25 protein-coding genes and 1 pseudogene are annotated in these 24,721 nt (G+C 37.9%); 21 read left to right on the top strand and 5 right to left on the bottom strand.

Translation table 11 applies throughout. The features are described 5' to 3' along the window. Positions 1-317: 317 nt before the first annotated feature. On the top strand, positions 318-1,178 hold the full coding sequence (locus QWZ08_RS00645; RefSeq protein WP_290335223.1) for a DUF5602 domain-containing protein: 861 nt from the start codon (positions 318-320) through the stop codon (positions 1,176-1,178). A 95-nt stretch (positions 1,179-1,273) separates the two neighbouring features. On the opposite strand, the gene QWZ08_RS00650 is transcribed toward QWZ08_RS00645, so the two are convergent. Together QWZ08_RS00650 and QWZ08_RS00655 are read right to left on the bottom strand one after the other, a co-directional pair. Beyond that, positions 1,274-3,436, bottom strand: coding sequence for a TonB-dependent receptor (locus QWZ08_RS00650; protein WP_290335224.1), 2,163 nt, complete (start codon positions 3,434-3,436; stop codon positions 1,274-1,276). Between the two features lie 75 nt (positions 3,437-3,511). Then, positions 3,512-3,829, bottom strand: a complete 318-nt coding sequence (locus QWZ08_RS00655) for a hypothetical protein (RefSeq protein WP_290335225.1) — start codon at positions 3,827-3,829, stop codon at positions 3,512-3,514. Positions 3,830-4,332: 503 nt separating this feature from the next. Between QWZ08_RS00655 and QWZ08_RS00660 the strand changes: the two genes are divergently transcribed. After that, positions 4,333-6,510, top strand: coding sequence for a TonB-dependent receptor family protein (locus QWZ08_RS00660; protein ID WP_290335226.1), 2,178 nt, complete (start codon positions 4,333-4,335; stop codon positions 6,508-6,510). A 41-nt stretch (positions 6,511-6,551) separates the two neighbouring features. Here QWZ08_RS00660 and QWZ08_RS00665 read toward each other — a convergent pair whose 3' ends face one another. Genes QWZ08_RS00665 through QWZ08_RS00675 form a run of 3 tightly spaced genes read right to left on the bottom strand, consistent with a single transcriptional unit; the run spans position 6,552 to position 7,835 of the window. Next, the gene (locus tag QWZ08_RS00665) at positions 6,552-6,767 is read right to left on the bottom strand and encodes a GDCCVxC domain-containing (seleno)protein (RefSeq protein ID WP_290335513.1); all 216 of its coding nucleotides are present in this window, start codon (positions 6,765-6,767) and stop codon (positions 6,552-6,554) included. Between the two features lie 22 nt (positions 6,768-6,789). Beyond that, positions 6,790-7,461, bottom strand: a complete 672-nt coding sequence (merTP, locus tag QWZ08_RS00670; RefSeq protein WP_290335227.1) for a mercuric transport protein MerTP — start codon at positions 7,459-7,461, stop codon at positions 6,790-6,792. Next, complete coding sequence (locus QWZ08_RS00675) at positions 7,458-7,835, bottom strand: ArsR/SmtB family transcription factor (protein ID WP_290335228.1); 378 nt, start codon at positions 7,833-7,835, stop codon at positions 7,458-7,460. The genes merTP and QWZ08_RS00675 overlap by 4 nt, the downstream gene beginning before the upstream one ends. A 322-nt stretch (positions 7,836-8,157) precedes the next feature. Between QWZ08_RS00675 and QWZ08_RS00680 the strand changes: the two genes are divergently transcribed. The 19 genes and pseudogenes from QWZ08_RS00680 to QWZ08_RS28165 form a co-directional block, all read left to right on the top strand. Further along, positions 8,158-8,388 (top strand): hypothetical protein, encoded by a 231-nt coding sequence (locus tag QWZ08_RS00680; RefSeq protein WP_290335229.1) that lies wholly within the window; start codon positions 8,158-8,160, stop codon positions 8,386-8,388. Between the two features lie 517 nt (positions 8,389-8,905). Further along, positions 8,906-9,187, top strand: a complete 282-nt coding sequence (locus tag QWZ08_RS00685) for a PAS domain-containing protein (RefSeq protein ID WP_290335514.1) — start codon at positions 8,906-8,908, stop codon at positions 9,185-9,187. Between the two features lie 334 nt (positions 9,188-9,521). Next, on the top strand, positions 9,522-9,875 hold the full coding sequence (locus tag QWZ08_RS00690; protein ID WP_290335515.1) for an ATP-binding protein: 354 nt from the start codon (positions 9,522-9,524) through the stop codon (positions 9,873-9,875). A 533-nt stretch (positions 9,876-10,408) separates the two neighbouring features. Then, positions 10,409-10,873, top strand: a complete 465-nt coding sequence (locus QWZ08_RS00695) for a hypothetical protein (RefSeq protein WP_290335230.1) — start codon at positions 10,409-10,411, stop codon at positions 10,871-10,873. A gap of 60 nt (positions 10,874-10,933) precedes the next feature. After that, positions 10,934-11,308 (top strand): DUF4134 domain-containing protein, encoded by a 375-nt coding sequence (locus tag QWZ08_RS00700; RefSeq protein ID WP_435387573.1) that lies wholly within the window; start codon positions 10,934-10,936, stop codon positions 11,306-11,308. A gap of 10 nt (positions 11,309-11,318) precedes the next feature. Next, complete coding sequence (locus QWZ08_RS00705) at positions 11,319-11,654, top strand: DUF4133 domain-containing protein (RefSeq protein WP_290335231.1); 336 nt, start codon at positions 11,319-11,321, stop codon at positions 11,652-11,654. Continuing rightward, a complete protein-coding gene (locus QWZ08_RS00710) occupies positions 11,638-14,058 on the top strand; it encodes a TraG family conjugative transposon ATPase (protein ID WP_290335233.1) in 2,421 nt (806 codons plus the stop codon). Before QWZ08_RS00705 ends, QWZ08_RS00710 begins: the two co-directional genes overlap by 17 nt. A gap of 10 nt (positions 14,059-14,068) precedes the next feature. Continuing rightward, positions 14,069-14,440 carry a hypothetical protein gene (locus tag QWZ08_RS00715; protein WP_290335234.1) on the top strand — a complete coding sequence of 124 codons (372 nt, stop codon included), beginning with the start codon at positions 14,069-14,071 and terminating at the stop codon, positions 14,438-14,440. A 37-nt stretch (positions 14,441-14,477) separates the two neighbouring features. Further along, on the top strand, positions 14,478-15,155 hold the full coding sequence (locus QWZ08_RS00720) for a conjugal transfer protein TraI (RefSeq protein WP_290335235.1): 678 nt from the start codon (positions 14,478-14,480) through the stop codon (positions 15,153-15,155). Positions 15,156-15,187: 32 nt separating this feature from the next. Then, on the top strand, positions 15,188-15,832 hold the full coding sequence (locus QWZ08_RS00725) for a hypothetical protein (RefSeq protein ID WP_290335236.1): 645 nt from the start codon (positions 15,188-15,190) through the stop codon (positions 15,830-15,832). After that, complete coding sequence (locus QWZ08_RS00730; RefSeq protein ID WP_290335237.1) at positions 15,829-16,455, top strand: TerB family tellurite resistance protein; 627 nt, start codon at positions 15,829-15,831, stop codon at positions 16,453-16,455. The genes QWZ08_RS00725 and QWZ08_RS00730 overlap by 4 nt, the downstream gene beginning before the upstream one ends. Positions 16,456-16,481: 26 nt before the next feature. Then, positions 16,482-17,699 (top strand): conjugative transposon protein TraJ, encoded by a 1,218-nt coding sequence (traJ, locus tag QWZ08_RS00735; RefSeq protein ID WP_290335238.1) that lies wholly within the window; start codon positions 16,482-16,484, stop codon positions 17,697-17,699. A gap of 3 nt (positions 17,700-17,702) precedes the next feature. Next, positions 17,703-18,320, top strand: a complete 618-nt coding sequence (gene traK, locus QWZ08_RS00740) for a conjugative transposon protein TraK (RefSeq protein ID WP_290335239.1) — start codon at positions 17,703-17,705, stop codon at positions 18,318-18,320. After that, a complete protein-coding gene (locus tag QWZ08_RS00745; protein WP_290335240.1) occupies positions 18,317-18,742 on the top strand; it encodes a hypothetical protein in 426 nt (141 codons plus the stop codon). The genes traK and QWZ08_RS00745 overlap by 4 nt, the downstream gene beginning before the upstream one ends. 4 nt (positions 18,743-18,746) lie before the next feature. Then, positions 18,747-20,012: a conjugative transposon protein TraM gene (traM, locus tag QWZ08_RS00750; protein WP_290335241.1), complete on the top strand. Its 1,266-nt coding sequence runs from the start codon at positions 18,747-18,749 to the stop codon at positions 20,010-20,012. A 27-nt stretch (positions 20,013-20,039) separates the two neighbouring features. After that, entirely contained in the window at positions 20,040-20,804 is a 765-nt protein-coding gene (traN, locus tag QWZ08_RS00755; RefSeq protein WP_290335242.1) for a conjugative transposon protein TraN, read from the top strand. Next, on the top strand, positions 20,801-22,015 hold the full coding sequence (locus QWZ08_RS00760) for a hypothetical protein (protein ID WP_290335244.1): 1,215 nt from the start codon (positions 20,801-20,803) through the stop codon (positions 22,013-22,015). Before traN ends, QWZ08_RS00760 begins: the two co-directional genes overlap by 4 nt. 35 nt (positions 22,016-22,050) lie before the next feature. Then, complete coding sequence (locus QWZ08_RS00765; RefSeq protein ID WP_290335245.1) at positions 22,051-22,818, top strand: hypothetical protein; 768 nt, start codon at positions 22,051-22,053, stop codon at positions 22,816-22,818. 471 nt (positions 22,819-23,289) lie between these two features. Beyond that, a pseudogene (locus QWZ08_RS28165) lies at positions 23,290-24,060 on the top strand (recombinase family protein); the annotation flags it as partial. Between the last annotated feature and the right edge of the window lie 661 nt (positions 24,061-24,721).

Raw genomic sequence — 24,721 nt, forward strand, 5'->3', positions numbered from 1 at the left:
TCTGCATGCCTGCTACCTGTTAATTATAGCAACTGAACGATGAAATAACTGGAAAGGTAAACTACATATTACACGGAATGTTGTACTAATTATACGTATGGAGCCATATCAAAGGACAGTTATTTTGTGAAATGAACCAGCCACAAGTTTAATGAAGCCGGATACTAAAAATTTGAATCTGCTTAAAAGTTTATGTTTATATTCATAAATAATTAACGATTCCCAATAATTATAAGCTTTATCCCTCCCTGTTTAATCTCTTGCACTTTTATTCCAAAGAAAATTCAGTCAAATTTTTTAACTTCAAAAAAGTAAACATGAAAAAAGTAAATCGTTTGCATTGCCTCGTGGTGATGCTGTCTCTTCTGAGTTTTACAGCTTGCCAAAAAGAAAAAAAAGATCCGGGCGTACAACAACAAGTCGCCGTAAACCCTTCAGAAAAGGTAACACTGCCCTCTGCCAATACACTTAGCAGCCGGGAAATCCCGAATGACTACAATACATTTTATGGTCCGGAAGTGCAGATGGGCAGCGGCCATGCCCGTACGTGGATAAATATTAGCAGAACCGGCGATGTTCCGATGGCCATGGGAATTGAATTCATTGCAACGGCATTGGACAAACTGCCAAGCGATGCGCTTGATTTTTCAGCCAGTACATTTAATTTAAAACTGCATCAAAAAGCAAAGGATGTGACACCTTTTGATCACATCACTGTCAACTGGGAACCTGCAGGGCATGAGCCTGCCGGGGTTTATGATGTACCACATTTTGATATGCACTTTTATAAAATTTCTGTCGCGGAGCAAATGCAAATCACAGGAATGCCCACTGCAGCGCCTTCACCAGGCTATCTGCCAGCGTCCTATGTTATCCAGGGAGCTACAGTACCACAAATGGGAACACACTGGTTAGATCCTGCTTCGCCTGAACTTCCGCCCGCATTTATACCCTTTACGCATACATTCATTTACGGTTCAAATAACGGACAGGTCATCTTCCTGGAGCCCATGATAACAAGAGCATTTTTGTTAAGTGGTAATTTATTTAGTACATCTTTTCCCCAGCCAACACATTTTTCGCCATCCGGAACAAACTATCCGACAGGATATAAAATATGGAAGAATGCAGACAACGGCAGGCATTATGTTGCTTTAACTGATTTCGTGTTGAGATAACCCATCATTCATAAAAAGAAGCTCTTAATTAATTTAAGGGCTTCTTTCATTTAGCCGGATTGATCAATTCTATTCAACTGCATTTAGTTGACCGTCTACAACCTGATTTTGAGGCCGCCGTTTACAACAAAACCTTCCAGAGGCGCATAGATATCTTTAAAAACCGGATTGGTAAGTGTACCATTGAAAATGCTTTCAAATTTCGTTTGCCTAACGTCTCCAAAGTTTTCAAAATTGATGAAAAGAGAAAATGGCTTCCATAATTTTTCAACAACCAATCCAGTAAGCCAGTAATCCCTGCCGGTGGTTCCATCACTTAACTTTTGTTTGCTGAAATAATAGAACTCTGAACCAAACTTCCATTTATCTTCGATTTCATACACCAAAGCCCCATTAAATCGGTGTTTGGGCGTAAGCCGGTTTTCCGTTATTGTACCATTATTATGAATTTCAGCATTGGTATAAGTATACCCCAGGTACAATGCCAGATCCTGGTAGCCCAGCCTGATATTTGTTTCGGCTCCCCTGGATACAATTTGCCCCGGAATATTTTGCAGCTGGGAGAAGCCACCAGCAACAGTTTCAATAAATAAGGGGTTTTTCAGGAGGGTATAAAAGAAAAATTGATTGAGACTAAAGGATATTTTTTGAAAGGATGTTTTGTAATTAAAATCCCAGTTTGCGCCAACGCTTTTTTCCAGTTTATTAATAGCCGCATTAACCGGCATCACATTTTTGTACAACAACTTTTCGCTTTCCTCTGTAAAAATAGTGGGCGTTTTATAACCCAGCCCTCCACCAATGCGGCTTGTTAACTGAGGTGTAATAGTAAATAATGCAGAAATCCTTGGTAATAAAACAGCCCCATAATCATTTACATAATCTCCTCTTAAGCCTGTTTCCACAATAAGCCAACTGTAAGTATTCCAGGTATTTTGAATAAAAATACCCAGCGTAGTTTGATTGTAATCTCTAAGAATTCCGGGTGTTGTTTGGTTTTCTTTAAAATGATCTGTTAATACATTTAATCCAGCTACCCAATCGCTTGCCTTCCGCTTGTTTACAAAGGTGGCTTCTGTGAAACTGCTGTATTGAGTTCCGTTAAACGAATAGTCCCTGCTGTTAATGATACGGTTAAAGTAACCGGCACTATTCTTTAATTTAAAACTGCTTTTATCGTTGAACTTGTGATCTAAAGTAAACTGAGTTGACAAACGTTTTGTTTTATTGCGCTCAAAGTAACTGTGCGTGCTGTCGCCCCTGCCTTCAATCAATTGCATATCTCCACCCAAACGATTTTCAAATGTGGTATTAACGCCAAAGTTGAATTTGGTTTTATCGGTGAAGTACAAAAATAATTTAGGGTTAAGGGTATAGCGTTCAAATTTAGGAATGGCGGAAAAAGAGATGTTGGCCGGGTCATAAGCCATATTGGTGTTCCTTGAAACAAAAAATGTTACTCCTGCTTTTTTAAAACGTTGTCCATAAAAACTGTTTATATCCAGTCCGCCTGCGGATGTTGCATTGAAGTGGAAATTCAGTTCCATTTTATCTGCCGGTACTTTAGTAATCAGGTTGATTAGTCCCGCAATTGCCCCACCTCCATAGAGCGTAGAAGAAGAACCTTTGATTATTTCTACCTGTCGTAAATCCAAAGGAGGCGTTTGCAGCAATCCCAATCCGCCTGCCGCGCCTGAATAGACAGGAAATCCGTCTTTAAGGATTTGCGTATAGCGGCCATCCATGCCCTGGATGCGGATGCCCGCATTGCCCGTTGTGGGGGAGGTTTGCTGTGTCTGTATACCCGTGCTTTCTGCCAGTAACATTTTGATATCACCCGGCCGCATGCTGGCTTCTTCATGCACTTCTTCCTCTGCAATAAATTCTACCCTTGTAGGCGTATTCCTGATGCTTCTGTTGGAACGGGTTGAATTTACGGTTACTTCCTCCAGTTCCCCGGGTAATGGTTCAAGATAAATTTGAATAATACCGGGAGCTTTTACTGGAAAAACAAACTCCATCTCCAGCTCCTTATAACCAATGCTGCTTATTACAACTTCCCATGTTCCATCCGGTACGTTATTGAATTGCACTTTACCCGTGCTATCTGAAATACCTGCCAGCTTTAATTTTTTAAATGTAATAGTAACGCCCGCTAATGTCTCCTGTTTCCCTTCAGTTCTGATAACAGCCATCAATGAATTTTGCGCTTTGGAAAAGAAAGGTAATAGTAACAATGCTATGATTAGTTTTTTCACTTAAAATTTGATTTGCAATTAAGTAATATAAGATTCGACCTTCAATGAGGAATATCGCAAGAAATAACGCAGGCATCAAATTCTTAAACTATGTATAATCAGGTACTTATTTAGTCGTGAAGTTGAAGTTATGATGGAGGCATGAAGATTGCTTTGAAACGCAGGATGTTCTTCAGTTAAATGGGTATGTTTTGAGCAACATATACTTTGCTCATTTTCACTTTTTGTTATTTTTTTTACAACGGGCGCCGGAAGTTGCGCTCTGTCGGTACCGATATCAGAGATAGTAGCTACTTGTTGGCTGGTCCATTCAAAAGATGACAGGAGAAATAATACACCAACAATGATAATAAGCGTCTGTTTTACATACCGCTGTTTAAATACAGCAGCCATACTAAAAAACCCATGTTCAAATTGGTAGAACCTTTCTACAATATCAAGAAAAAAAATAAACAGGGACGACAAGATATTGCCTTTAGATTTTCCATTGGGTAAAATGATTTGCTTTATTATCCTGTAACCAAAAAGGAATATATCAAGAACAAGGGCCCATACTTTACTACTTATTTGTTTTATTTCAGACCCCATAACTACAAGCGGTAAAAATAATTGTTTTAAATTAAATGCAAAATTTGGTTTAGCCGACTGGCTGTTACAGCTGTGACATTGCGAGTAATTTCTCCAATAAACTGGGATAAAGAAAGTTTTGTTTTAATGAGTAATATTTTCTGCTGATCCATGAAATTTAATTTACTCTTCAGCAGCATTTTTAATTTTCACTAAAAGATTGTAACGAAGCTTATTTTTCCGCATTGCGTCATTTTTTTTCCCGAATGTAAAACCTCTCTTCGCCCACATGTTTCACTTTTGCCGTCAATATAAACAGCAATACTATCATGCATAAAATTGTTACAGCGCTATTTGCTACACTATGTTTTAGAGCGGTAATTGCTCAACAGGTTAAAATATCAGACAGTGCCAAAATTTTAAAAGAAGTCATCCTGACCGGATATAAAACTGTAAACGGTGTTGGACATTTTTTGGAATCCAAGGACGGTATTATCTATGCCGGAAAGAAAAATGAAGTAATACTTGTTGACAGCCTGGATGCGAATAAGGCGATTAACAATACCCGGCAAATACTTGGTCGGATACCGGGTTTGAATATCGTTGAAACTGAAAGCGGCGGTTTTACGGCCAATGGAATTGCTACAAGAGGGTTGAATCCGATACAGAGTATTGAAATGAATACCCGTCAAAACGGCTATAACATCAGTGCCGATATTTTCGGGTACAACGAAGCCTATTACATTCCTCCAATGGAAGGAGTAAGTCGTATTGAAATGGTAAGAGGGGCATCCTCTTTACAATTCGGTTCTCAATTTGGCGGGCTGGTAAACTATGTGACAAAAGATGCACCGGTAAACAAACCATTTGAATTTACCACGTCACAAACTGTTGGCAGTTTCGGACTTTTTAACTCTTTCAATTCAATTGGTGGCAATTATAAAAAATTCAGTTATTATGGGTTCCTGCAGTACCGATATATTGACGGCTACCGGCCCAACAGCAGGCAGTGGCAGCTGTCAGGTTTTGGTAAGTTTCAATATAAACCATCATCCAAAACCAATGTGGGTGTTGAGTACTCCGCACTTCGTAATAAAATAAAAATGCCTGGTGGTTTAACAGACAGTATGTTTGAAGCCAGTCCAAAAGCATCCACCCGGGCAAGAAACTGGCTAAAGAGCCCATGGAATGTAGTAACTGCGTATGCAAACTTTACACCGTCTGTTAATACAACGATAAGCATAAAAACAACTTATCTTTTCAGTAACCGTTCGCTTGTGTGGCGGAATGAAGATGGTGGTCCGCAAGCATTTGATGAGATAGATCCGGCCACGGGTACTTATGTTCCGCGGGAAGTTGGCAGAGAGGACATGCACAACTCAACAACCGAATTGCGTTTTTCAAATAGCTACTCTTTGGGAAAACAAAAATCCACCATTGCAGGTGGCATCAGATATAGCTACGCAAGGTTCAAACGGCAAGGAGGTGGTGAAGGAACAACCAACAGTGATTTTGATTTATCCATTACAGGGAATTGGGGATATGATTTAGATTTCACAACTACTAACATAGCTCCATTTGTTGAAAATATTTTCAGAATCGGAGACAAGTTTACAATTACTCCCGGATTTAGATTCGAATATCTAAAAAGTACAGCAAAAGGATATAAAATTGTAGATAACGCAAAGCAAACACCAGATGAAAACCGCACGAGAACGTTCCCTCTTTTCGGCACAGGGTTAGAATTTAAGCCAACTCATAACACCAGTATCTATGGTAATTTCAGCCAGGCATACCGGCCCATTGATTATAGTCAGTTGGAGCCATTTGGTATCACATCCAGAATAGACCCCAATTTAAAAGATGCTTATGGGTTCAACACGGATTTAGGTTACAGGGGAACTATAAAAAACTTTCTAAATTTTGACATTGGTGGTTTTTACATGGCTTACAATAACCGAATTGGTGTATTGGTTCAAACAGATACGGTAACGGGGAATGATTACTCCATTAGAAAAAATATTGCCAATAGTATTCACTGGGGTATTGAAAGCTATATAGAATTTAATCTTTTAAAATACCTGAATGCAAAATCAAAATATGGTCTTAGTGTATTTAATTCCTTTGCCTGGATCAATGCACAATATACAACCGGAGAATTTAAGGGAAACAGGGTTGAAGCTGCAGCCAAAACCATCAACAGAGTTGGTTTAATATTCAGCGATAAATATTTTTCTACAACCTTTCAGGTCAACTACGTGGGAGATGCGTATGGCGATGCCTCGAATATAAAAACAAGTCAGGACCCGATAGCAGGATATATACCGGCATATACTGTTCTTGATTTAAGCGCCACCTACAAGTATAAAAATTATGCACTAAAGATTGGGTCTAATAATTTAACTGACAAAGCATATTTCACCCGCAGGACAGATGAGTATCCTGGTCCGGGAATTATTCCTTCTATTGGAAGAAGTGTTTATTTGGGTATCAGTGCCAAGTTTTAGCTAGTCAAAAGTGGCAATATTTGGGAAGAGATGTTTTTTACTTAAGAACAACAAGATTTATTCATCTGAATTGGGGGGCATTTAATTGAACCATAACTGCAAAAAACACAACAATCTCCCTGCTGAGGTTTTAGGACAGTCCCGCAACTGGTGCACTTATAAAAATATTGACAGGCATCCATTGGCATTGTCTCTTCTTTTTGAGATCCACAATTGGGGCAGTTAATAATTGATTGGAGTAAAATTATTTCTTTCATTTGTTTTTTCTTTTTCACGGCATTATTTCAGGGAATCAGTGCATGACTTTCCTATTGCGTTTTTATCACGAAGGATATTTTCATAGTCATAGTTCTTCACTTTATAGCCTGTCTTACTGATTGCCGTTTCAATAGTTTTTGCATCCACTTTGGATTTATCAAAAGAAACGATGCTGCATTGGTTAGCATAAGAAGTTCGAAAGGCCAACACACCATTTACTTTAGCTATTTCAGTGTTTACTTCTGCTTCGCAGCTCTCACAACCCATCCCTTGTATGATAAACTTTACCTGTTGCCTGTCATCGGCTACTGCCACTGATGTCGATTGTGTTTTTACAATTAGGGAAAATATTTTTGCATACAACGGGAAAGTCATTATCAGCAAAGCAAAAACTGTTACAATAATTAAAAAACGTTTTGATTGAAAGAATGAAGTCTTATTTGTTATACAGCAATTACAATCGATACCTTTTGTTATTGCCGGTTTTAATTTAAGATACCATGCAAAAACTAATACGCCAATAGATAGTCCCATCAGGTAAGGCCTGGCAGGTGCTATCCATGAAAAGCTGAAAGTAATGCTGCTGCTGCCTGCAAGCATCGCAATAAAAGGAGTTATACAACATAGCGATGCTGCAATTGCTGAAATTACACCAGCACCGGTAAATGTACCAGTCGATTTTAGACTTTTCATGCAGTTTCCAGTTTTAAAGTTTGCACATTGATATGCTTAAAGAATGGCTTTAATATTTTTATGTTTTCATGATTAAGAGAGTAATAAATGGTCTGACTTTCTTTTCTTGTTTCAACTATGTTTCCATCTTTCAACTTTTTCAGGTGTTGCGATATCGCAGGAATACTCATACCTAATATATCAGCAAGATCGCATGGGCATATTTCTTTTTCATCTCCCAGTAAATAAATAATTTTCAGCCTGACTTCATTTCCAGCCAAAGCCAGTACACTGGATAAGCTTCCAAAAGACTTCTGAGCCGTCTTTAGTTTTGCTTTACAATTTTTTATTTGTTCATGATCGGCAAATTGCCTGATGCAGGTATTATTTTCCATGGAACAAATGTACTGGAAATAATTATTTAAGCAAATGCTTAAATATGCCGATAGAACGTTAGTACCCCGTGAATAAAAGTTTATAAAAGCCGTAATATCCTGTTAAATTTCATAGTAGAAATTTTGTTTAATGACAGCCCTTTTTCTGGCTAACTTTTACAGCAGATTTTAAGAAGTAGTAAAGCACCTTATGTTTGGGAGAATATAAATTTATGCATCCTCGCCCGACAAACAATTTTTCAGTAACTTAACAAGCGTAACTTTTTCAGGAATTTAATCATGTATAATTGATAAAATCTGGGCAATCTATTAACTTTTTTGCATGACCTTGTACGCTTTTAATATTTTAGGAGAAACACAAAAACACAAAGTACTGAAGAAGTATGGTGTTGAAGTAGCTGAAAGAAAGATGGACGGGTTTCATATTGTATTGTACCAGCTTTTTTCATTTTATGTGGAGTTATATTATCATGCTGAAACCGATATTTTGGAGCGCTTAATGTGCTTTAGTGATACTGCTTACCTGGATCCGTACCTGAATTTTCCATTATGAGCTTGGAAAAAATTAACCCATTTTATCATTTTGGTAATTCTATAAGACAGATTTTAAGGGCTACCAAAATCAAACGTTGGGGCCGGATCGTTTTCGCATTACTGTTAAGCAGGGCCAAGCCAAAAAGTTTACCAATACAATTATGTGCATACAGTTTTCATCTGCACTTATAAATTTACTATATGCTGGTAATAACATGATTTCAACTAGGGTCAGGAACAACCTGTTACAACCCCGAACAATAGTCATATTCCAGCTCCGCCCCATATCCGGCGGCCATCGTTAACGAGAGAAATAGTGCCGATGCATTTCAAATTTTTGATTCCATATTTCATGTCATGGACATAATATGGAGCAAGGGCTGCTCATATTTTACTGGTAGGGGCATGCAATTTATTTCGTCGTTAATAAAAAATGGGGTGGAAGAATTTGACTTAGGTTTACCTTACAGCTTAAGAGAATAATTATACCTACAAAAAATGAAGTCATCAGGGATCTTAGCATACACAATGCTGAACTGGAAAACTATTTTAGAAATACGCTGATTCCCCAGCTGTTTGTTGATGCTAAACTCATTTTGAGGAAATTCACACCGCCTGCGATGAAACAGTTCAATTTATCACCAGGTGATATTGGAAAATCCATATTTGAAATTGAGGATAATATCCGCTACCCTTCCATGATAGAAAACATTCAGGCAGTAGCTGAAACGAAGGAGATACTTGAAGAAGAAATTCAAACAACTGATTTTCGCTGGTATCGAATGAATATCATTCCCTATATTCAGGAAGAAGACTAGCAATCCAACGGAGTCATTATTACTTTTGTTGAAATTACACGGCGGATAAAGGATTTAAAGGAACAGGAAAAATTAATATCGGACCATGAGTGTCTGCTAGATACTCTTGCACATGATATAAAAAATCCCCAGACCAATCTGAGGCTTGCTTTCGAACAGTTTAAAATCATGGGCATGGAGAACCAGCAGGGATTTGAAACTTTCCTTGACATAGTTCAACGCGCTTTATGAACTATTAAATCTGGAACATATCCTGGAAGACGTTCGGCTTGCACTAAGTGAAGACATCAAATCTTCTCACGCGATTATCACAGCTGATATACAGGTTTCCGAAATAGCATTTTCCAGAAGACAACTCAGAAGCATCATTTATAATCTGCTGAACAATTCGTTAAAATACAAATCTGCGGTAAGAAGACCTGCTATATTGATTCAAACAGCTCGGGAAAACGAAGACATAGTTATTATCATCTCTGATAATGGAATTGGCATTGAAAAAAATAAGCATGAAGCTGTTTTTACAAAGTATTTCAGGCTGGACAATGCTTTGGAAGGATCCGGAATTGGATTATACCTGGTAAAGGAACTTGTAAAAAATGCAGGTGGGGATATTGCGTTGCAAAGTAAGCCAGACGAGGGGACAGTTATCAGGATTATTCTAAAAAATTTAAAAATTGCCAGTGTTTGAAACTTGGCATGTCTCAACCGGACAATCGAAGTCTGCCTTTTTGTATCCATTAATTTCTTATTGAACTTATCTGTGTCATGTATTGAATTCTTGATAAAAATATCGATCGTTTCGCTTGGAAATTGCATGGCATAGTCTATAATAGTAGCATAAACTAAAGTATAAGTAAGGGATAAAAAAACGTTGGCTAAAAAACCTTAAAGGATGTCTATGATACCTCATATTTGTCTGGACAGGTTTTTATTGCAGATGATAAAAAGTGGCCCTATATTGAACTGTACCAATAAAGAAAACGACTTTAAAAATGACTTTACTGTATAATTGCCATAGAACTGTTAACACTCAATTAGAATTGCCGAAGCAGGATTTCAGTTAATCTCTAAAACTTAGTGTCTTCATTTTCAACTTTTTTAAGAAGGTTGTCCTACCTCGTTTACCCATCATCAGGCCTCTTTTGGAAAAGTATTTGCAACTAATTTACTGACGACTTCTTTGAAGTGAAATTGATTTGTGAACAAGAAAACTTAAGAGTCATGCTAAGTTCAATTACCTGGGGGCAGTATCTAAGCAGTATTGCTCTCCTTTTACTTTTCTATTACAGCTATGTTGCCTTCCGGTATTATAAGTGGGAAATATTCAGCATTATCGGCATCAAAAAGATCGACGGCAGTTCAATCGCCATACCCTCAATGGCCGAATTTAAATCCTCCATGGAGGGTGAAAGCCAAGACAATTATCTTCCAAAACCAGCTACAGATATTGATATTTCACCGCTGGTGCAATCTTTCACCGATGAAGTCCAGGCATATATACAGGAAGCTGAAAGTGGCATCGGAAAAGATGAATTGCTTTATTCGCTGAAACTGATAGCAACGAAATATCCGGCACTCAAGAACTCAGAATGTAGCGATGAAATAAGCGAATTTATTTACCGGGAAGCCAATAATAGATATCCAAATATCATGCAGCTGAATGATGCTCTGCATCTTTGGCAATGATCTGAAAAACTAATGCTTCATTGTGCAGTGTGGATGGCTTAGTAAGTGCAGATTGGCACAATGGAGCATTCTTTTAAATCTTCATCATTTAAAATAGAGCGTATGAAAAGTATGAGAGAAAAAAACAAAACCAGGCGGCAAATGCAGACTATCGCAGTAACCAGCATATTGATGCTGGTGTCATTTTGTGCGGCCGCGCAAGATGGGAATGCAGGTATTAATGAAGCTAACACCAAAGTGCGAAGTTATTTTGCTTCTGGTACCAATTTGATGTATGCGGTTGGTGCAATTGTTGGGCTTATTGGGGCCATAAAGGTCTACCAAAAATGGAACAGTGGTGATCATGATACCGGCAAGGTTGCTGCTGCGTGGTTTGGTAGTTGCGTTTTCTTGGTAATCGTTGCAACGGTAATTCGATCATTCTTTGGCGTGTAAAAAAATTATTATGAGCAACAGTGTCTATCAAATCAACAAGGGCATAAACAAGTCCATCGAGTTTAAAGGCCTAAAAGCGCAGTATATCTGGTGGCTTGGCGGTGGGCTTGTTGTGTTGCTCATTTTCTTTGCCATCATCTATATTATCGGCTTGAATATTTTCTTTTGTTTGGCACTCATTGTCAGCCTGGCAACAGCACTCTTCATGTATGTATATAAACTGAGCCGGACGTATGGGGAATATGGCCTGATGAAAAAGGTAGCAAAAAAGGCAGTGCCAAACGTTATTAAAAGCTATTCCATAACTCTTTTAAGAAAGCAACTACAGCATGAAAAACCTCTTTGATATATTACCAATATACGGTGTTGAACACAGTTCCATTTTATCAAAAATGGGTGACATCACTGTTGGCTTCAAGGTTGAATTGCCGGAGTTATTTACCATGAGCAATGACGAGTATGAAGCTTTTCATCATGCATGGATAAAAGCAATTAAGGTGCTGCCGGTAAATGCACTACTTCATAAGCAAGATTGGTTTACTGAAACAAAATACAATGCTGATTTTTCAAATGATGATACCAGTTTTTTAACCAGGAGCAGTGAACGTTTCTTTAATGAGAGACCTTATCTAAATCATGAATGTTTTATATTTCTGACCAAGAAGCCTTTGAATAGAAAAGCTTCCTCTTCCGTTTTCTCCAGTTTATTAAGAAAGACAATCGTTCCCGAAGAAACCTTACAACCAAAACACTTCCATGATTTTTTAAATCATGTTGGACAATTTGAAAAGATATTATCTGACAGCGGTTTTATCTCTTTGAAAAGATTGAATGACTCGGAACTGGCTGATGTAGCAATTCAATATCTCAACCTGAAAACGGAAGGTGAAATTATCCGTGATATTGAATTTAAACCCGAATGGATGATAGGCGAAAACCATTGCCAGTTGTACACGATGGCTGATGCGGAATTTGTACCTGCTTTGTGTGGCTCAAGGATCAATTATGACAAGTACTCAACCGACAAGACAAAGTTCAGTGTAGGCTTTGCTTCGCCCATTGGCCAGTTGCTTTCCTGCAATCATATCTACAACCAATATGTTTTTATTGAGAACGTTCAAAAAACCATGCAAAAGCTGGAAGGAAAAAGATTGAGGCTTCAATCCCTATCAGCATATAGCAGGGAAAATGCCATTGCAAAAGATGCCACAGATAATTTTCTGAATGAAGCAATAGCTGAACAGCGGCTTCCGGTTAAAGCACATTTTAATTTATTAGCCTGGACAGATAACAGGGAGGAATTGAAAAATATCAGGAACCTCTGTTCATCGGCGCTTACGCAAATGGACGCTACGCCGAAGCTTGAAACAGAAGGATCTGCACAAATTTATTGGGCTGGTATTCCGGGTAACGCTGCCGACTTTCCGATGAATGATACTTTTGATACCTTCTCCCCACAAGCATGTTGCTTTTTTAACCTGGAAACCAACTATCGTTCCTCGGTAAGTCCTATTGGCATCCGGCTGGGTGACCGGTTGAGCGGCAGGCCTGTACATGTAGATATTTCTGACGAGCCATTGGACAAGGGAATCTGTACGAATCGCAATAAATTTATCCTCGGTCCTTCTGGCTCCGGCAAGTCCTTTTTCACCAACCATATGGTGAGAAGCTACTATGAAAAAGGCACACATATTGTGCTGGTAGATGTGGGCCATTCTTACAAGGGGTTGTGCGATATTGTGAATGGCTATTACTTTACCTATTCCGAAACCAATCCAATAAAGTTCAACCCGTTTTACATTGGCGAAGCCGATACATTGGATACTGAAAAAAAGGAAAGCATCAAAACCCTGTTGCTAGCACTTTGGAAGAAAGACAATGAAACCTTTAAACGAAGTGAATATGTTGCCCTTTCAAACGCCTTACAGCTATATTTCGATAATGTAAGTGTAAACAAAGATTTGTTTCCCTGCTTTGACAGTTTTTATGAATTTTTAAAGGATGAGTTTGTTGAAGTGTTGAAAGGCGATAATGTAAAGGATAAGGATTTTGATGTTTCAAATTTCTTGTACGTGCTGAGGCCTTATTATAAAGGAGGTGAATTTGATTACCTGTTGAATGCAAGGGAAAATTTGGATTTGTTGCAACAACGGTTTATTGTTTTTGAACTGGATAATATTAAAGATCACCCGATACTATTCCCGGTGATAACCATTATCATCATGGAAGTATTTATCAGCAAAATGAGAAAACTGAAAGGCATCCGTAAAATGATCTTGATTGAAGAAGCCTGGAAAGCTATTGCAAAGGAAGGTATGGCTGAATACATCAAGTACTTGTTTAAAACAGTAAGAAAATTCTTTGGTGAAGCCATTGTAGTAACACAGGAAGTGGAAGATATTATTTCATCGCCGGTGGTAAAACAGGCAATCATCAATAACAGTGATTGTAAGATTTTATTAGACCAAAGTAAGTATCAGAATAAGTTTGACCAGATACAGGAATTGTTAGGATTGACAGATAAGGAAAAGGCGTTGGTATTGTCCATTAATAGAGCCAATGACCCAACAAAAAAATACAAAGAGGTATTTATTTCGCTTGGTGGCGTCTTGAGTAAAGTGTACAGGACAGAAGTGTCGCCGCAAGAATATTTGGCTTACACAACAGAGGAAAAAGAAAAAGTGAAAGTGCAGGCTGCCGCCCAGAAGTTTGGCAGTATTGAAAAAGGAATCGCATCGTTAACAACATAAACCATAGGTTATGAAATATACTTTTATTTGTTCCCTGATTTTATTGGCTTCCTGTAAAGGTCCGCAAAGTACAGACGACTTAAGTGGTGTATATACTTCCTCTTACGAACATGAGTTTGGAAAAACGGATGATACGCTTAATTTATCTAAAGCAAACAGTACTGGCAATGTTTATCAAATCGAGAGACATTCAGGATTGATAAAAAAAATGGATGGAAAAGAATTCCCAAAAGAAATTGTGACTGAAACATGGACTTTAGATTACAATCCCGAAAAGCAAACGTTGACAGAAATGAAGAAGGGGAAAACAATTGTTTGGAACAGCGGTACACAAAGTTTGCAATTGGGTGACAGGCAATACTTGCGTATTTCCAACAAGTAAAGTGTAGTTAGTATTTGTGAAAATGAAAATGTAGGGTATGAAAAGAATATTAATTATTGCAGGAATGATCCTGCTTACAAGTCTTGCGCCTGTCCAAACAATTCATGCGCAAATTCCAATTCTGGAAATTATAAAAGCTGCTGTAAAAAAGGTAATAAAAGCTGTTGATTTAAAGATTCAGCGACTTCAGAATAAAACAATCTGGCTACAGAATGCGCAAAAAACATTGGAAAATGAAATGTCCAAGTTAAAGCTTAAAGAAATTGGGGATTGGGCTGATAAGCAGAAACAATTGTATGCCAAATATTTTGAAGAATTATCAAAGGTAAAAAGTGCAATTGGTACCTACCAGGCTGTGAAAGATATTATTAATAAACAAGGCCAGCTTGTAAAAGAATATTCCAGAGCTTTTAACCTTTCTAAGCAGGACAAGAACTTTACAACGCAGGAAATTGAGTACATGGGACAGGTCTATTCCGGCATCCTGGAAGAAAGTCTGAAAAATATGGAACAGGTCCAAATGGTTGTAACGGCATTTGCAACCCAAATGACAGACGAAAAGCGATTAGCAATTATCCATAGTGCTTCGGATAATATAGATCGCAATCTCGGCGACTTACGCCAATTTAACCAGCAAAATATCAGGATTAGTTTACAACGCTCAAAGGAGCGGAATGATGTTGATGTTGTGAAGAAACTCTATGGTTTAGAGTAGTAATTATTAGTGTGAAAGTGAAAATGTGAAGTATGAAAATAATAATAATTGCGATAGCAATGTTGCTGTCATTAACAAAACCTGTGTCTGCACAAACCTTTGCAGAATGGTTCAGGCAAAAGGCAACTCAAAAGAAATACCTGATTCAACAAATAGCTGCATTGCAGGTTTATATTGGCTATGTGTCAAAAGGCTATTCGATTGCAAAAAAAGGCCTTAATACAATCAAGGATATTAAACACGGCGATTTTGATATTCATAAAAACTATTTTAGTTCCTTAGCTTCCGTAAATCCAACAATAAAGCGATATACCAGGGTAGCAGACATTATTTCGCTCGAAATAAATATTGCCAGGCAAACTGCATCTGTTATGCGGTATTGCAGGGAATCAAATCAACTCACTCTTTCGGAATTAACCTATCTCCAAAATGTTTTTGATCAGCTATTAAGTGATTGTTCAAAATCATTAGATAAGCTTTTTGATGTAATTACAGATGGAATCCTTACGATGAAGGATGATGAGCGAATAAAAGCCATTGATAAGATTTATGATGATATGGTTGATAACCAAATTTTCTGCAGGTCGTATGGGAATACAACAAAAGGTCTGTGCGTTCAACGAATGAATGAACAAAATGAAATTCTGTTCTCAAAAAAATTAAATAATATAAAATGAAAAGCTTAATCATCTTCTTACTGCTGACTATTCAAATTTCAAGCAATGCATTGTTTGCACAGTCAACAGAAGCGCAACAACTACTTCTTAACGTAGAAAAATTGGCCCAGCTAAAAAAGATTCTCAGCAACATGAAAAAAGGTTATGAGATCGTAAGCACGGGGTACAATACCATTAAGGACATTTCCAAAGGAAATTTCAACCTGCACGATGCATTTTTAAATGCATTATTACAGGTAAGTCCAACAGTGAGAAAGTACAAAAGGGTTGCAGATATTATTACTTGCCAGGCCCAGATAGTTAAGGAATACCGATCTGCATTTAATCGGTTCAAATCCACCAATCTGTTTAATTCGTCTGAAATAACATACATGGAAGATGTTTATAAAAATCTCTTTAATAAAAGCCTTCAGAACCTTAATGAATTGAGCATCGTAATCACAGCAGGGAAGTTAAGAATGAGTGATGATGAAAGAATCGCTGCCATCGACAGAATTTATAAAGACATCTCTGACAAGCTGGTTTTCTTGAGAGGCTTTAATAACGAAGGCTCTGTGCTGGCAGTTCAAAGAGGAAGAGAATTGGTTGACACAAAGTTGTCAGAAAAGTTGAATGGCCTTTAGTTTTTGAATCGATTAAAAAGCTGTGTATGAAAAAGTGCGTAAGAGTAATCGCTTTAGTTGCAGTGGCATTAGTGCCTAAATTATTATTTGCACAGAATGGCGGTTTTGCAGATGAAGTTAAAAGCCTGCATACAGTTTTGGAGCAACTATATACAGAAATGTTGCCGTTGTGCAGCAAATTGATTGGTGTTGGCCGGGGTATTGCCGGCTTTGCAGCCACCTGGTATATAGCGAGCAGAGTTTGGAGGCATATCGCCAATGCTGAACCCATTGATTTTTACCCGCTGTTCCGCCCATTTGTTTTGGGCTTTGCTGTTATTATTTTCCCGTCTGTAATTGCCATGATTAATGGAGTAATGAACCCAACTGTTACTGGTACTGCAGCGATGGTGGATGATTCTAATAAGGCCATAGCTGTGTTACTTCAGAAGAAAGAAGAAGCCATTAAGAAAACTGACGTTTGGAAAATGTATGTGGGCGAAACTGGCAGTGGGGATAGGGATAAATGGTATAAGTACACCCATCCAAATGATAGTCCCTCAGACGAAGGCTTTTTTGAGGGGATTGGCAATGACATCAAGTTTGCCATGGCAAAAGCCTCCTACAATTTCAGAAATTCAATCAAACAATGGATGAGTGAAGTATTGAGAGTATTATTTGAAGCCGCTTCCCTTTGCATAAATACCATCAGGACATTTTATCTTATTGTTCTTGCTATACTCGGCCCACTAGTCTTTGGCATTGCGGTCTTTGATGGATTCCAGCACACCTTAACGGTGTGGATTGCACGGTACATAAATATATTTCTCTGGTTGCCTGTCGCCAATATCTTCGGCAGCATCATTGGAAAAATACAGGAGAATATGTTGAAGGTTGACATTGCCCAGGTGCAGGATTTCGGTGACACATTCTTTTCTCCAACTGATACAGCTTATCTCATTTTCATGATCATTGGAATCGTAGGATACTTCACGGTGCCGAGTGTGGCAAACTATATTGTCCATGCTGGCGGCGGTAATACCTTATTGTACAAGGTGACGAGTCTGACATCAAATAGTTCAAGGAGCATTGTGAATTCCGCTTCATCCGGGGCTGGTATGGTAGCAGATTCATTTGGCGATGCAAAAGCCAGTACCTCCGGAAGCATTTCTTCGAAAGGAATAACCGAGGGATATTTTATTGAGAAGCCGTCTGGTGGAAACTCAAACGGCTATATGAATAACAAACTATCAGGTAAATCTTAAATCATGTTCAAACAAACGAAAAATATTGATGCTTCTTTTAGGCATATAAAGTTTTTTACCTTTTTATTGGTGCTTGGTTGTTTTATCCTTTGTGGATTTGTATTGTATAAAAGTTATGAATTATCTGCAAAGGTTCAGGACAGAATTTATATTCTTTCAGGAGATAAAGCTATGGAAGCCTTTGCATCTAAACGGAAAGACAATATTGAAGTAGAGGCACGAAGTCATGTCACCATGTTTCATTCAGATTTCTTTACCCTTGATCCCGATGAAAAAGTAATAGAATCAAATATCAAGAAGGCACTATACCTGGCTGATGGTTCTGCTAAAAGACAGTATGACAATCTTAAGGAGACCTCTTACTATTCGGGTATTATTTCCGGCAATATTAGCCAACAAATTTCTGTAGATAGTATTTCATTAAGCATGAATGCCGAGCCGTATTTGTTTCATTGCTATGCTACCATTAAAATCATCAGGCCCAATAGCATCGTTACACGCAATTTAATAACCCAAGGCTATTTAAGAAACGTTTCCCGTTCTGACCACAATCCTCACGGATTCTTAATCGAAAGATGGGAGACAATTGAAAACAGGGATATCAAAACCGAAACAAGATGAAATTCTTAAATAAACAAATTAATAGAGAGACCGTGACCGATAAAGCTGCTAGTGGTATAGCGAAAGGCATTTTAAAAACTCAAAGTGGTTTTGAAAAATATATGCTGTCGTTATCAAAAAACTGGAAAGGCAAACAGCAATGGATCTTTCTGTATTTGGTCTGCTTGATTTTTGGGGGACTAAGCATTATCGCTATTGTCAATCCCTTTAGAGTTAAGGACACTAACAGCAGCGTCATTCCAAAGTCCATTGCTGTCCCAAAAAATATTCAACAGCAATACAAAAGCTTTGCAATTACAGAAAATGAGTTAAAGCAGGTGCAGGAATACAAAGCAAAACATCCAAGCCTGCAGCAGGAACGGCCAGGCCTTTTTGATAGTTTAAGCATGATTGAAGAAGTCTATTACTCACAAAAAAAATAAGACAATGGAAAGCAAACATTCAGTAAAGTTTTTGAAGCAACGGAAAATGATGGTGTTATTACCGGTTGTAGTATTCCCATTTCTCACGATGGCCTTTTTGGCTTTGGGTGGAGGAAAGCCTGAAGGAAATGCCCCTGATCAAATCAAAGCATCAGGTCTCAATCTCCAACTGCCAAATGCAAATCTTAAGTCGGATAAAAATTTAGATAAGTTGTCATTTTATATGGAAGCAGATGCAGATTCTTTAAAACGGGCAGAGCTGCTTAGGAGTGATCCGTTCTATAAAGACTCAATGCAATCGAGGGCTTCCTTGATGGATGCAACCCAAAATTTATCTAACACCCACCAGCAAACAAGTAACCTGAACACTTCCCTCTATCAATCTGGAACCGATGCCAATGAACAAAAGATATATCAAAAAATAAATGAGATCAATAAGCAAATTAATGCGCCGGAAACTACTGCATCTTCTTTAAACAATACGAGTGCACGTTATCAAAACAATGGGCAGTTTACAAGTGATGTAGACAGGATGCAGGAGATGATGCAAATGATGGATGACAAACAGGAAACTGACCCTGAAATGCAACAATTAAATGGAACGCTGGATAAAATTTTAGACATCCAGCATCCACAACGGGTAAAGGACAAACTGAAAGAAAAGTCTTCGCAACAAAGGGAGGTTGTATTTCCGGTTTCAAAAATGCCAACTCAGGATAACATCAGCTTGTTAGATACAATAAAGCATAGATCAAAATCGACAGTTGGCTTCTATGGAACAAGTGAAACTTCCAATAATTCAAATGATGAATCGGCAATAGAAGCGGTTGTTCATGCCAATCAAACCCTGGTCAATGGTGCTATTATTAAACTTCGTTTGTCTACCTATATCTACATCAACGGCACCTTAATTCCGAAGGGAAACTTTGTGTATGGTTCTGCATCGCTAAATGATGAAAGATTAGAAATAGAAATCAACTCTATCCGCTATGGCTCTTCTTTATTTCCTGTCAAGCTGGAAGTGTACGATTTGGATGGACTGTCCGGCATTCATATTCCTGGTGCCATTACCCGTGACGTTGCCAAACAATCCGCAGACAACAGTTTGCAATTAATGGAGCTTTCTTCTGTTGATCCATCATTCAAAGCACAAGCCGCCGCCGCTGGCATCAGTGCTGCCAAAGGATTGCTAAGCAGAAAAGTAAAGCAGGTAAAAGTGCTGGTTAAAGAAGGCTATAGAGTACTCCTTAAAAGCAAGAGCAATCAATAATATTTTTCAACTATAAAATAAAAACGTATGAAACGATTAGTGTGGTTGGCATTGACGAGTTTGTTTTTTGTTTCTCTTAAAGCACAAACTTCACTTTGCATTTCAACTGAAAAAACAACCAGCCTGGTATTTCCTTTTTCAATATTGCATGTGGACAGGGGTACGCAGGCTATCCTTGCTCAGCAGGTAAAAGAATCACCCACAATATTATTAGTAAAAGCTGCGGAGAAAGGCTTTCCTGAAACGAATCTTAGCGTGGTAACGGATGATGGAAGTGTCTATTCTTTTGTGGTATGCTATGACAATAATCCAGCAAATTGGGTGTATCATTTGCCAACAAACAAGTTTGCGACGTTGGCAACTTATGCAAATGGGATCTTAGACAATCCCAGGACAATGCACGGCATCAAAGACGAACAATGGGATATTAAAGCGATGGTCTCTGGCATTTACATAAAAAATGAAATCATGTATTACCAACTTAACATTACAAATAACAGTCCCGTTGACTATGACATTGATGTTCTCCGCTTTTTTATCCGTGATAAAAAGAAAGGTAAAAGAACCGCCATCCAGGAAACAGATTTAAAGCCGCTTCATATCTCCGGGAATACCTCGCAAGTAAAAGCGAATAGCACTTCGTCAATGGTTTTTGCATTGGATAAATTCACAATTCCCGATGCCAAATACCTGGCTGTGCAGATTATGGAAAAAAATGGCGGCAGGCATTTGTCTTTAAAAGTGAGTAATAAAAAAATCATGCAGGCAATCATCTTACCCGATCTCAAATGAACAACGAACATCCCATATCTGATGAGGTATTAGAACTGGCTCAGTTAGCACTTAGTAAAGGTGAGCATTGGATGGCTTATAACGACTCCCTTTATTTTATCGATAAAAGCGATGTGTATTTTTTTAGGTCAAAGGACGAAGCAAATGATTTTGCAGATAATAATATCAGTGACAGAGATCACTTCCATGTGGTTCATTTTGATTCTATCCTTGACATTTATAAAGCGATTCCTTATGCAAAAAATACATTTCCTAATCCAGATGCCAACGGCCTCTACAATCATGAAGGCAACGATTTTACAGATGCGCTAATAGATCACATAGAACAACAACAATCATTATTTAATTCACAATTAAAAACAGATGTTATGAACAATGAGAATTTTCAGTACCTGAGTGATAACCTCAAGTACATGGGTTTCGGTGAAAACCTGAAACCGGAATTGGAAAAGAATCTGAAAGAGGGCAAAGGGGAGTTCCAATTACACTACAAGGCAGAAATCAATAAAAAGCCTTTTGAAGTAACCATGAACTTTCGCAAATCCGATTCTTCAGACATGTACTTCTTTAACAATTACAATGCTTCGCTTGGAAAAGCCAATGGCGAAAAAGAAGAACAAACATTCTACCTCAACAAAGGAAAAGGCGTTACTGGTAAGGAAGCATTCAATTTGCTGGATGGAAGGGCCGTTCACAAAGACCTGGTTACAAGGGAAGGCCAACCTTACAAGGCCTGGATACAGCTTGACTTTGAAAACAAAGACAAGAACAACAATTCTGAAGTAAAGCAGTTTCATGAAAATTATGGATTTGATTTAAAGGCTGCGGTTGAAAAATTTGCAATAGCTGAACTAAAGGAACCTGATAAAGAGAAAGCATTGATGCAATCACTGCAAAAAGGAAATGTTCAGTCAGTTACCATTGAAAAGGACGGAAGCAGCCACAAAATGTTTATCGAAGCTGATCCCCAGTTTAAAAAAGTAAACCTATACGATTCCAATATGAAAATGGTGGCAAAAGAATCTTTAGACCAGTATAAAACTGGAATAGACAAGCGGGCCAAAGCAGTAAAGGAAGATGTGGCAGATGATAAAAAAAAAGAAGTGAAACAGGATATTAAACCTGAGAAGGAAAAAGTAGTTAAGAAAAATGACAAAAGCCTTTTACCCAAAAAAAGGGAAGGCAACAAGAAAGGTTTGGGAGTTTCATAAACTCCTAAACCTTATTTTTTATTATTAAAAGTATAATGATGGATATTCAAAATATTACAGCACTTTCCAGCAAACTCGAAGCATTGGGGTTTGAGCATTTGGGATACCTGCTGTTAAAGAAGATTTCGTTCCGGCTAAAAAACTTTTGGCTGGTGTCCAAGGCTACTCATCTGAATAGTGACTTGAACTTTCAATTATTTATTCAAAAGAATGTTGTGACTGCTACTTATGAACTTTTGTATTATGATGCCATTCTTCAAGTAAGTTCAGATACGAATGAGCAATTGATAAATGGTATTGATATTGGCGAAGTCAAAATAGCAATGGCAAAGATAGACTGGAAAAATGCTTTTGATTTAACAACGGTGAGGAACCTGCCAGTAAATGAAAAATCTGAGTGGAAAAAAGAAGAGGAAATAGAGTTGGTGCTCGAAAAATTAGAGGCATTAGAGAAATCAGAAAATGGTAAATCAGTTGCTGCTGCTCTGAAATTGGAATTTTGGGCTGGTTTGCCATATCAGGATTTGTTTGGAAATATTGCACCAGTCAAAACTAAATATGAAATCTCTCAGCGATTTTATTGTGCAGCAGGGCAGCCAGGAATTTCAATTGACGAAGCATACCGCTTTTTGCAAAACAGACTTTTGGAAAAACAAATTTCGCTACGAAAAAAGCAACTTGAAAATTCGGAGGTGGCTGACGAAGTAGTTGATAGCCAGCCTTCATCAGGTAGTGGTTTATTAAAGAAGAAAAGAATCAATGGTAAACGAAACGCAAAGAAACCGCATCAAAAAATACAATAAAATAATGGAGCTTTTTCCGCCTTTAACTAAGTTTTACAGTGCCATTGAAAAAGATGCAAGGATCAACAGTACCCATATAAGTCTTTACATGGCCTTGTTGCACCAATGGAATCTTAATGGTGGTGTAAATCCATTTGAAATTGATAGGAATATCATTATGAGAACGGCTAAGATAAATGCTAGGTACACTTACAACAAGTGTATAAACAACTTGCAGGACTTTGGGTACATCAGTTATTTACCATCTTCAAATTCATTTAATAGCAGTAAAATATATTTGAGGGAATTAAAAATAATAATTTAAAAAGTAGAATAAAAAACGAGGAGGTATGATATGAGGACCATGAAACCAGAACAAGTACTTGAAATATTACAAAAGCACAATGTGCATATTTCGTTGGACCAAGCGGGTATTATTTTAGACTTTATGTTTAAATTAGCAAGACTAACATTAACCAATATTGAAAGAACATGATAGCAGATTTGTATATCAGAGTGAGCACAGATGAACAAGCCGACAAAGGCTATTCACAACGTGACCAGGAAGAAAGGTTAAAGAAGTATTGCGATAACAATAAGATAAAGGTGCGTAAGGTTATTTTTGAAGATCATTCCGCTAAGACATTTAATCGTCCTCAGTGGAATGATCTCTTAATAGATTTGAAAAAGAAAAAAGGTGTTGTCGATTTTGTTCTTTTTTCTAAATGGGATAGATTCAGCAGAAATGCTGGCGATGCATATCAAATGATAAGTACTTTAAGGAGGCTAGGAATAGAGCCACAGGCAATTGAGCAACCCTTAGACCTATCGGTTCCTGAAAATAAATTAATGCTTGCATTTTATTTGGCCGCACCTGAAGTAGAAAATGACCGTAGAGCTTTGAATGTTTTGCTGGGAATGAGAAAAGCAAAAAGGGAAGGCCGGTACATGTGTCAAGCGCCGGTAGGCTATAGCAATAAAATTACAGAGGATGGAAAAAAATACATTGCACCTTCCGAGCCAGACGCTTCAATAATGAAATGGGCTTTTGAAACCTTGAACGAAGGTCAATTAAATGTTGAGCAAATAATGAAGACCGCTTTTAAGAAAGGAATAAAAACCAGCAAGGCGAATTTTTGGAATCTATTACGAAATCCTGTGTATTGTGGAAGGATTTATCTTTCAGGCTATAAAAACGAACTTGCTTGTCATGTGCCTGGCTTACATGAACCCATAATTTCGGAAGCTCTCTTTTATGAGGTGCAGGATTACCTGAACGGCAAAAAAAGAACTTACAGAGCAAAAGTCGGAAGTATGGATGTGCTCCAGCTAAGAGGGTATTTGCTTTGTCCAAGGTGTGGTAAGATTTTAACTGGTAGTGCTTCGAAGGGAAGGAGTGGCAAGTATTACTATTATCACTGTACGTCTTCCTGCGGAGCAAGGTTTAAAGCTGAGAATGCCAATCAGCTATTTTCTAAGGAATTAAAGAAGCTTATCCCTAAGCCCGGCATGAAAGAAGTTTACGCCACCGTTTTGAATGAAGAATTTAAAGAAAGAACAAGGTTGCAAAGAGAAGATGTTAAACAGGTGAAAGACTCCTTGGAAAAAGCGAACACAGAACTTGCTAATGCCCGAAAATTGCTTTTAAATAATGAGATTGAGCCATCAGAGTATAGGTCAATAAAAGGTGACTATGAAAGGAAGATTGCAGGTCTTGAATCTAGGTTAATTGAACTTTCGAAGCAAACCAACAACATAGAACCTTTACTAAATAAAGCGATTACAACGCTGTCCTGTCTGGATACTTTATATGAAAATGGTGACAATAAATCTAAGCGGGATATAATTGGTTCGATATATCCAGAAAAACTCGTTTTTGACGGATTCCAATATCGAACCACTAGACTGAACGAAGTCGTTGAGC

This window comes from Ferruginibacter paludis (assembly GCF_030409685.1).
GTDB classification, from domain to species: domain Bacteria; phylum Bacteroidota; class Bacteroidia; order Chitinophagales; family Chitinophagaceae; genus Ferruginibacter; species Ferruginibacter paludis.

Coding starts and splice junctions, on each gene's coding strand:
- QWZ08_RS00680 (WP_290335229.1), top strand. CDS start 8,158: ATGACCTTGTACGCTTTTAATATTTTAGGAGAAACACAAAAACACAAA.
- QWZ08_RS00715 (WP_290335234.1), top strand. CDS start 14,069: ATGAAATATACTTTTATTTGTTCCCTGATTTTATTGGCTTCCTGTAAA.
- traM (WP_290335241.1), top strand. CDS start 18,747: ATGGAAAGCAAACATTCAGTAAAGTTTTTGAAGCAACGGAAAATGATG.
- traJ (WP_290335238.1), top strand. CDS start 16,482: ATGAAAAAGTGCGTAAGAGTAATCGCTTTAGTTGCAGTGGCATTAGTG.
- QWZ08_RS00645 (WP_290335223.1), top strand. CDS start 318: ATGAAAAAAGTAAATCGTTTGCATTGCCTCGTGGTGATGCTGTCTCTT.
- QWZ08_RS00665 (WP_290335513.1), bottom strand. CDS start 6,767: ATGAAAGAAATAATTTTACTCCAATCAATTATTAACTGCCCCAATTGT.
- QWZ08_RS00765 (WP_290335245.1), top strand. CDS start 22,051: ATGATGGATATTCAAAATATTACAGCACTTTCCAGCAAACTCGAAGCA.
- traK (WP_290335239.1), top strand. CDS start 17,703: ATGTTCAAACAAACGAAAAATATTGATGCTTCTTTTAGGCATATAAAG.
- QWZ08_RS00655 (WP_290335225.1), bottom strand. CDS start 3,829: ATGGCTGCTGTATTTAAACAGCGGTATGTAAAACAGACGCTTATTATC.
- QWZ08_RS00695 (WP_290335230.1), top strand. CDS start 10,409: ATGCTAAGTTCAATTACCTGGGGGCAGTATCTAAGCAGTATTGCTCTC.
- merTP (WP_290335227.1), bottom strand. CDS start 7,461: ATGAAAAGTCTAAAATCGACTGGTACATTTACCGGTGCTGGTGTAATT.
- QWZ08_RS00705 (WP_290335231.1), top strand. CDS start 11,319: ATGAGCAACAGTGTCTATCAAATCAACAAGGGCATAAACAAGTCCATC.
- traN (WP_290335242.1), top strand. CDS start 20,040: ATGAAACGATTAGTGTGGTTGGCATTGACGAGTTTGTTTTTTGTTTCT.
- QWZ08_RS00730 (WP_290335237.1), top strand. CDS start 15,829: ATGAAAAGCTTAATCATCTTCTTACTGCTGACTATTCAAATTTCAAGC.
- QWZ08_RS00725 (WP_290335236.1), top strand. CDS start 15,188: ATGAAAATAATAATAATTGCGATAGCAATGTTGCTGTCATTAACAAAA.
- QWZ08_RS00660 (WP_290335226.1), top strand. CDS start 4,333: ATGCATAAAATTGTTACAGCGCTATTTGCTACACTATGTTTTAGAGCG.
- QWZ08_RS00745 (WP_290335240.1), top strand. CDS start 18,317: ATGAAATTCTTAAATAAACAAATTAATAGAGAGACCGTGACCGATAAA.
- QWZ08_RS00720 (WP_290335235.1), top strand. CDS start 14,478: ATGAAAAGAATATTAATTATTGCAGGAATGATCCTGCTTACAAGTCTT.
- QWZ08_RS00710 (WP_290335233.1), top strand. CDS start 11,638: ATGAAAAACCTCTTTGATATATTACCAATATACGGTGTTGAACACAGT.
- QWZ08_RS00760 (WP_290335244.1), top strand. CDS start 20,801: ATGAACAACGAACATCCCATATCTGATGAGGTATTAGAACTGGCTCAG.
- QWZ08_RS00675 (WP_290335228.1), bottom strand. CDS start 7,835: ATGGAAAATAATACCTGCATCAGGCAATTTGCCGATCATGAACAAATA.
- QWZ08_RS00700 (WP_435387573.1), top strand. CDS start 10,934: ATGGAGCATTCTTTTAAATCTTCATCATTTAAAATAGAGCGTATGAAA.